This window comes from Spirosoma humi, from assembly GCF_054776575.1.
In genome coordinates this window covers 1-731 of the sequence record NZ_BAAHBR010000014.1, presented here as the reverse complement: position 1 = coordinate 731, position 731 = coordinate 1, and the positions used below count along the sequence as shown (strand labels likewise).

Sequence of the window (731 nt, the reverse complement as noted above, 5' to 3'; positions counted from 1 at the left end):
CCCGACGGGATGCTCAGCACCACGCTATACGTGCTGCCGTTGTTGTCACAAGAAGTTACCCCGCTCACCAGCGGATTGACAGCCTGGCACGGATTCACATTCGTGCAGCTCAGCGGACTGCCGATCACCTGAGTCTGGGAGGCACAGCCCGCCAGACTGGCCACCACCGTCACGCTGCTACCTACCGTGCCCGTTACCTGGTTGCCACTTAACGTGCCCCCCAGGGCTACGATCGTCGCCCCCGGGCTGGCCGTTACCGAGGCCACAAAGCTCACCCCGTCCACGCAGACCGCGTTGCCCGTTTGCAGAGCAATCGGCTGCGTACACGTGGTGCACACCGCCCCCGTCACCACCGTGCGGGTCGTTACACAACCCCCCGCTACGCTGGCACTCACCACCACATTCGTGTTGGCCGGGATGCCCGTGATCGTATGTAATAAAGCGTTCACCACGCCTACACTCGCTGTCACACTCGCTCCCGCACTGGCCACAAAGCTCACTGAGCTCAAGCCCGTCACCGGATCACACACCGGACCCGTCACGGTCAAGACCGGATTCTGACACACCGGTGGACACGTTGGGGCACTCAGCACCACCACCTGGCTGAGCGAACAGCTGTTGACCGCCGTCAAGGTCACCGAAGTGCCTAAACTAATGCCACTCAGCACATTGCCCGTGAGCACGCCCGCACTGGCCGTCACCGTGACACCCGACGGGATGCTCAGCACCAC

The 731-nt window shown here is 62.8% G+C and carries 1 protein-coding gene; it reads right to left on the bottom strand.

Annotated elements, in window-relative coordinates; genetic code table 11:
• Positions 1 to 731, bottom strand: a 731-nt coding sequence (locus ACYU8Y_RS16125) for a hypothetical protein (RefSeq protein WP_460939070.1), incomplete at both ends; no start/stop codon positions are given.